This window comes from Kitasatospora putterlickiae, assembly GCF_039527695.1.
Taxonomy (GTDB): Bacteria; Actinomycetota; Actinomycetes; order Streptomycetales; family Streptomycetaceae; genus Kitasatospora; species Kitasatospora putterlickiae.
Window position 1 is genome coordinate 1 of the sequence record NZ_BAAAKJ010000091.1, and the last position, 7,694, is coordinate 7,694.

Sequence of the window (7,694 nt, forward strand, 5' to 3'; positions counted from 1 at the left end):
GCACACCCGCCACATGCGCGGCCGCCAACTCACCGATCGAATGCCCCACCAGGAGGTCGGGCCGCAGACCACACGACTCCACCAGCCGGAACAACGCCACCTCGAACGCGAACAACGCCGACTGCGTGAACACCGTCCGATCCAGCAACGCCGCCTCCGCCGAACCCTCCCCGGCGAACATCACCTCCCGCAGCGAACGCCCCAACAACCCGTCCAGATGCGAACACACCTCATCCAGCGCCACCGCGAACACCGGCGCCACCCCATACAACTCCCGCCCCATCCCCGGACGCTGAGCACCCTGACCCGAAAACAGGAACGCCACCCCGACCTCACCGACCACCTGACCGGTCACCACGCCGGCGGTCGCGCGGCCCGCCTCGGCGAAGCCCGACAGGCCGACCAGCAGCTCCGCCCGGTCGCCACCGACCACCGCCAGCCGGTGACGCAGCCCGTCACGCTCGGCCAAGGCCCGGGCGAACGGCGTGAGTTCGTCCTCGGATCGGGCGTCCGCGAACTCCAGCAGGCGGGCCGCCTGGGAGCGCAGGCCACCCGCGCTGCCGCCGGAGAGCAGCAGCGGCAGCGCTCCGGCCACGGCCGGGGCGACGCCGTCCGCCGGCCCGTCCGAGGCCGCCGCGGGGGCCTCCAGGACGGGGGCCTCCTCGACGATGACGTGCGCGTTGGTGCCGCTGACGCCGAAGGAGGAGACACCGGCGCGCCGGGCCCGCTCGCCGCGCGGCCAGGCAACCGACTCGGTCAGCAGGGACACGGCGCCCGCCGACCAGTCGACGAACGGGGACGGCTCGTCCACGTTCAGGGTGGGCGGCAGCTCCTCCTGCTGGAGGGCCATCACCATCTTGATCACGCCACCGACGCCGGAGGCGGACTGGGTGTGCCCGATGTTGGACTTCAGCGAGCCGGTGAGCAGCGGCCGGTCCCGGTCCTGGCCGTAGGTGGCGATCAGCGCCTGCGCCTCGATCGGGTCGCCCAGCCTGGTGCCGGTGCCGTGCGCCTCCACCGCGTCGACGTCGGCCGCCGACAGGCCCGCGTTGGCGAGCGCCGCGCGGATCACCCGCTGCTGCGAGGGGCCGTTCGGCGCCGACAGGCCGCTGCTGGCCCCGTCCTGGTTCACCGCCGAGCCGCGCACCACGGCGAGCACGCGGTGGCCCAGCCGCTTGGCGTCCGAGAGCCGTTCGAGGGCCAGCAGGCCCACGCCCTCGCCCCAGCCGGTGCCGTCCGCGGCGGCCGCGAAGGGCTTGCAGCGGCCGTCGGGGGCCAGTCCGCGCTGGCGGGAGAACTCGACGAAGGGGGCGGGGCTGGCGAGCAGGGTGACGCCGCCGGCGAGCGCGAGTTCGCACTCGCCCTGGCGCAGCGCCTGGACGGCCAGGTGCAGGGCGACCAGCGAGGAGGAGCACGCGGTGTCCACCGTGACCGCCGGGCCCTCGAACCCGAAGGAGTACGACACCCGGCCCGACAGCACGCTGGCGAGGTTGCCGGTGAGGGTGTAGCCCTCCACCGCGTCCGGCACCCGCTCCAGGTCGGGGACGTAGGTCGAGGTCGCGGCCCCGACGAAGACGCCGGTGCGGCTGCCGCGCAGCGCGGAGGGCTTGAGCCCGGCCCGCTCCATCAGCTCCCAGGAGACCTCCAGCAGCAGGCGCTGCTGCGGGTCCATGGCCAGCGCCTCACGCGGCGAGATCCCGAAGAACTCGGCGTCGAAGCCGGCCGCGCCCTCCAGGAAGCCGCCCCGGCGGGCGTACGACTTGCCGGACCGCTCCGGGTCCGGGTCGTAGAGGTCCTCCGGCCAGCCCCGGTCGGTCGGGAACTCCGAGGTCGCGTCCACGCCCTCGGCGACCAGGTCCCACAGTTCCTCCGGCGAACCCACCCCGCCCGGGTAGCGGCAGGCCATGCCCACCACCGCGATCGGCTCCAGCAGCCCGGCCTCGACCTCGTGCAGGCGACGGCGGGTCTTCTGCAGCTCCGCGGTCACGCGCCGAAGGTACTCAACGGTCTTCTGCTCGTCCGCCTTCGAGACGTCCGCCATCGGGATCAGTCCAGCCTTTCGTGGGTGGTGCGCGGTGGTGAGGGGTGGAGAGGGGAGGGCAGCCCCCGCTAGGGCTTGTCTGACAATTCGCGCCGCATCAGCGCGCGGCGCTGGGCGCCCGGCTGGGCGTGCCGCCGGAACGTCCTCGTACTGGACGTACTTGGACGATTCGGCGGTGCGTCCAGGCGGGATGCCCGGCGTCGTGCGCGCGGCGGGAATCGTCAGACAAGCCCTAGACCAGGAGCAGTTCCCTGACCGCGTTGCCGAGGATGCGGACCCCTCCCGGGGACAGTACGGACTCGGCGTGGAACTGCAGGGAGGCGAAGTACGGCCCGCGCAGGGCGTACACCTCGCCGGTCGCGGCGTCGCGGCTGACCTCGACCGTTCCGACGCCCGGGCAGTCGACCTTGTCGCTGTCGCTGACGGCGGCGAAGGTGTTGTAGAAGCCGACCCGTTCGCGCTCCCCGAACAGGTCGATCTCGCGCTGGAGGCCCTGGTTGACCACGGCGCAGCGCTCCACCTGCAGGCCCAGCTCGCGGCTGAGCGTCTGGTGGCTGAGGCAGACGGCGAGGAAGGGCCGCCGCTCGTCCAGCAGGCCGCGGACGGTGCGCCGCAGGTGGGCGATCTTCGCGCTGCGGTCGTCGTTCGGGTCGCCGGGGCCGGGGCCCATGACCACCAGGTCCTGGCCGTCGAAGGTGTAGGGCTCGTCGAACCGGCGGACCGTCACGGCCAGGCCGAGCGAGGCGAGCTGGTGGTGCAGCATCGCGGTGAAGGTGTCCTCGGCGTCGATCACCAGCGCGGTCCGGCCGGCCAGTTCGCGCTCCGCGTCGTGCCGCTCCTCGCCGGGGGTGAGCCAGAACGGCGCGATGCCGGTGTTGCGCGCGGCCAGGGCGGCGCGGATCTCCGGGTCCTCGCCGAGGCCGGCGCCCGCGCCGAGGACGGCGAGCAGCCCGGCGGCCTTGGCCCGGGTCTCGGCGACCTCGCCGTAGGGGTCGGAGTGGCGCACCAGGGTGGCGCCGGTGCCGATCCTGGCCCGGCCGGCGCGGTCGATGTCGGCGGTGCGGATCAGGATGGCGGAGTCGAGCGCGGTGCCGCCCCACTCGTCGTGGCCGATGAGCGCCATCACCCCGCTGTAGTAGCCGCGGCCCTCGGGCTCGTGGCGGCGGATGACCCGGCAGGCGCTCTCGACCGGGCTGCCGGTGACGGTGGGGGCGAACATGGTCTCGCGCAGGATGTCGCGGGCGTCGCGGTCGGTGCGGCCGGTGATGAAGTACTCGGTGTGCGCGAGGCGGGCCATCTCCCGCAGGTGGGGGCCGGTGACGTGGCCGCCGCGGTCGCAGATCCGGGCCATCATCTTGAGCTCCTCGTCCAGCACCATGTAGAGCTCCTCGGTCTCCTTGCGGTCGGCGATGAACTCCTTCACGCCGTCCGCGGTGGGCCCGGAGAGGGGGTACCGGTAGGTGCCGCTGATGGGGTTCATCACGGCGACGCCCTCGTGCACGCTGATCTGCCGTTCGGGCGTGGCGCCGACCAGGGTGCGCTCGCCGGTGTGCACGACGAAGGTCCAGTAGGCGCCGGTCTCGCGCTGCAGCAGGCGGCGGAAGACGACGAGCGCGGCGGCCGGGGTGTAGTCGGTGATGTCGACCACGAAGGACCGCCGGATCACGAAGTTGGCGCCCGCGCCGGTGCCGATCTCGGTGTCGATGACGGTGCGCACGATCCGCGCGTACTCGTCGTCGCCGACGTCGAAGTGCCCGCCGGCGAGCCGCAGCGGGACGTCGGGGATGGCCTGGACGACCTCGGCGACCGGCAGCACGGCGTGCTCGCGCACCGTCATGGCGAGCAGCGGGGTGCCGTCGTCGGTGCACTCGTAGCCGCGTTCGGCGACCTGCCGGTAGGGGATCAGCGCGAGCACCTGGTGGGCCGCCCGGCCGGCCGGCGGCGGGCCGTCCGGGACGGGCAGCCCGGCCAGGGTGTCGTAGCCGGCGACCGGGCCGGTGAACAGGTCGAGCCGGTCCGGGCCGGTCGACTCGGGGCGGTGGACCAGGGCGAAGGGCGGCGGCTGGTCGGCGAGCAGCCGCTCGATCAGCTCTCTCGCGGGGCCGGTGGTCACGCCCGGCCTCCCGTCGCGACGGCCGGCTCGCGGCCGGCGCCGTCGAGGGCGCCCAGGACCTCCGCCGTGGTGACCACCATGGCGCAGCGCCCGGCCGCGTACTCCAGGGCCATCCGGTGGTGGGCGGCGTCGAAGTCGGCCACCGCGTCGGCGACCAGGAAGGTCTGGATGTCGTGCGAGTAGGCCTCGATGGCGGTGGTCAGCACGCCGACGTGGGCGTAGACCCCGCACAGGACCAGCTGGTCGCGGCCCTCGGCGCGCATCCGCTCCAGCAGGTCGGTGCGGAAGAACGCGCTGTAGCGCCACTTGGTCAGGTGCCAGTCGCCGGCCGCGGGCGCCACCCGGGGGTCCACCTCGCGGTCGGCCGCCTCCCGGGTCATGCCGGGGCCCCAGAAGTCGTTCAGCAGACCGCGCTCCTGCCGGGTCATCGAGCCCGGCTGCGCGGTGTAGGCCACCGGCATGCCGTGCCCCGCGCACCGCTCGCGCAGCCCGGCGGCGTTGGCGACCAGTTCGGTGCGCGGGCTGCCGGCCGGGAACGCCGCCAGGAAGAACCGCTGCATGTCGTGGATGAGCAGTACGGCCCGGTCGGGGTCGACGGACCATCCGACGGTGTTCCCGGGCAGGTCGTCCCGCGTCGGCATGGGGTACGGCGTGATGGGGGGTATCCCTGGCATGGTCCTGCTTCCTCTTCTGGGTCCGCGTGGGCCCCTTCCGGGTTCCCGGGGGCGGCCGGCGGCTCTCGGGCTAGGAGCGCCAGGCCGCGACCACGGCGGCGGACTGGGCGGGGTTCAGTCGGGGGTCGCACAGGCTGGTGTACTTCTCGCCGACCTGGTGGGCGAGCGACGCGTCCGCCACGCACTCGGTGACCGCGTCCGCGGTGACCTCCAGGTGCAGGCCGCCGGGGACGCCGTTGGCCGCCGCCACCGCGCTCTGGAACTGCTCGACCTCCCAGAGCACCGACTCCACGTAGCGGGTCTTGAGCCCCTCGGCGGTGCGGACGGTGTTGCCGTGCATGGGATCGCAGAGCCAGATGACGGGGTGCCCGGCGGCGCGCACCGCCCGGACCAGCTCCGGCAGCCGCTCGGCCACGGCCTGGGCGCCCATCCGGGAGATCAGGGTGAGCCGGCCGGGCTCCCGGCCGGGGTCGAGCGCCGCGCAGAGCGCGACCAGCTCGTCCACCGTCATCTCCGGTCCCACCTTGCAGGCCACCGGGTTGGTCACGGCGGCGAGCAGCGCGACGTGGGCGCCGTCGATCCGGTTGGTGCGGTTGCCGATCCACGGCCAGTGCGTGGAGGAGAGGTGCAGCCGGCCCTGGTCGTCGCGGCGCAGCAGCGGCACCTCCCAGTCCAGCAGCAGCGCCTCGTGGCTGGTCCACACGTACGGCGCGCTCCGCCAGTCGCGGTCGGGGCGCAGCCAGCCCAGGTGGTCCAGGACCCGGGTGGCGGACCGGTGGCAGTCGAGCATCCGCTCCGGGTCGGCCCGGCGCAGGGCCGGGTCGGGCTCCGGGCCGTTGACCATGTGGCCGCGGTAGACGGGCAGTTCGACGCCGGCGACGGTCTCGGTCGGCTGCGAGCGCGGTTTGGTGTACTGCCCGGCGATCCGGCCGACCCGTACCACGGGCTTGTCGGTGCGCATCCGCATGGTGCCGGCCAGCACGTCGAGCAGGCCGATCTTGCGGGCCACGTAGTCGGCGGTCGACTCCGCCGGGTCCTCGGCGCAGTCACCGGCCTGGACGACGTGGGCGCGCCCGGCCGCCACCTCGGCGAGCAGCTCGCGGAACCCGGCGGTGTCGGCGGGCGACACCAGCCCCGGGGTCGTCGCGAGCTCCTCGCGCACGTGCCGCAGCCGCTCCCGGTCGTGCCAGTCGGGCTGTTGCCCCGCCGGCCTCCCGTCGAGGAAAGCGTGTGTGTCGGTCCCCAGTTGCATGCCGGCCACTCCTCAGCACTTGACGGCGGTTCTGGGTCGAGTCGGTTCCCGTTGACGCCGGGGGAAGGCGGGGCAGCACCGCCGTGCGGTCCGCCGGCTCCCGGTGGGCCGGGTCGCCTGGCCGCGTCCGGGGCGGGGGCCGCGCTCGCTCCCGGGCCGTCCACCCGTACGGGTTCCACCACGCGTCGTCGCACCATCCTGGGGCGAAGGCCCCTCCCCCGGAACCCCTAGAACCGCGAGGTCAGGGGGGCGGGCGGCGGTAAGGGGAGACCCTTAGACGGGCCGCCGCGGTGCGGCGGCGGCGCCGGAGTCCGGGTCGGTTTCTAGGGGGTGACACCCCTCCGGGGGCCTGATTAGCGTGGTCCCGGCCAGGGCGGCGGGCAGCGCGAACGCGGCGGTGCGCGGCTGCCCTCCTGCGCTCTTCGACCGGTCTCCCGCGGGGCTCGCCGCGGGGACCACGCCGGTCGCCACCGACCGGTTCCCGTTCCGGGAGCACCGAACCAACTCCTGACGACAGGGCACGAAATCGCTATGGACTTTGGACTCTCCACGGCGCAGCGCGAGCGCTGCGCCCGCATCCTCCAGGACGTGGGTGCCCACTGGGACGGGCGGCGGCCGTCCGGCGATCCGGAGCAGACCCGGGCGGACTTCAGGGCCGCCGGCAAGCTCGGACTGACCGGTCTGAGCCTGCCCGCCGAGACGGGCGGTGGCGCGCTCGGCGCCCTGGACACCGCGCTGGCCCTGGAGGCCTTCGGCCGGGCCTGCCCGGACACCGGTCTGGCCTTCGCGGTCGCCGCGCACCTGCTGGCCTGCGCCGTCCCGGTCCGGGACTTCGCCTCCGACGAGGTCCGGGACGAGTTGCTCAGGGGGCTGGCGAGCGGCGAGCTGATCGCCTCGAACGCGATGACCGAGGCCGGGGCCGGCTCGGACATCGGCAACATCGGGGTGACGGCGGAGCCCACCGGCGACGGCTACCTGCTGAACGGCGAGAAGTCCTGGGCGAGCAACGCCCCGATCGCGGACCTAGTCGTCACCTACGCGGTCACCGACCCGAAGGCCGGCTTCCTCGGCCAGTCGGCCTTCGCGGTGCCGGCCGGCCTGCCCGGGATCACGCTGGGCGAGCCGCTGCCGAAGATGGGCCTGGCCGGCTGTCCGGCGGGCCGGGTGCGGTTCGACGACTGCCACGTGCCGGCCCGCTACCTGCTGGGTGAGGAGGGGCAGGGCGCGGCGATCTTCCAGCACTCGATGGCCTGGGAGCGGGCCTGCCTGTTCGGCATCTACCTCGGCCTGATGGAGCGTCAGCTCACGGACTGCGTGAGGTTCGCGGGCGAGCGGCGGCAGTTCGGGCAGCCGATCGGGCGGTTCCAGGCGGTGTCCCACAAGATCGCCTCCATGGACCAGCGGCTGGAGGCGGCCAGGCTGCTGCTGTACCGGGCCTGCTGGCTGCTCGACCAGGACGAGGACGACGTGAGCGCGGTCGCCCGTTCGAAGGTCGCGGTCTCCGAGGCCGCGGTGGCCAACTCCCTGGACGCGCTGCAGATCCACGGCGGCCTCGGCTACCTGGCCCGCGCGGCCGACATCTCCTGGCTGGCCACCACGCTGGAGACGATCGGC

The 7,694-nt window shown here is 74.1% G+C and carries 5 protein-coding genes; 1 reads left to right on the plus strand and 4 read right to left on the minus strand.

What is annotated here, in order from left to right; translation table 11 throughout:
* From ABD308_RS09940 to ABD308_RS09955, 4 genes are all read right to left on the minus strand, one after another.
* The coding region (locus ABD308_RS09940; RefSeq protein WP_425554731.1) for a type I polyketide synthase at positions 1-2,041 on the minus strand (2,041 nt) is incomplete at its 3' end.
* A 232-nt stretch (positions 2,042-2,273) separates the two neighbouring features.
* Positions 2,274-4,154 carry an anthranilate synthase family protein gene (locus ABD308_RS09945; RefSeq protein ID WP_344331004.1) on the minus strand — a complete coding sequence of 627 codons (1,881 nt, stop codon included), beginning with the start codon at positions 4,152-4,154 and terminating at the stop codon, positions 2,274-2,276.
* Positions 4,151-4,828: an isochorismatase family protein gene (locus ABD308_RS09950; protein WP_344331008.1), complete on the minus strand. Its 678-nt coding sequence runs from the start codon at positions 4,826-4,828 to the stop codon at positions 4,151-4,153. Before ABD308_RS09950 ends, ABD308_RS09945 begins: the two co-directional genes overlap by 4 nt.
* A 70-nt stretch (positions 4,829-4,898) precedes the next feature.
* The gene (locus ABD308_RS09955; RefSeq protein WP_344331010.1) at positions 4,899-6,080 is read right to left on the minus strand and encodes a 3-deoxy-7-phosphoheptulonate synthase; all 1,182 of its coding nucleotides are present in this window, start codon (positions 6,078-6,080) and stop codon (positions 4,899-4,901) included.
* A gap of 531 nt (positions 6,081-6,611) precedes the next feature.
* On the opposite strand from ABD308_RS09955, the gene ABD308_RS09960 reads away from it, so the two are divergent.
* The coding region (locus ABD308_RS09960) for an acyl-CoA dehydrogenase family protein (protein ID WP_344331021.1) at positions 6,612-7,694 on the plus strand (1,083 nt) is incomplete at its 3' end.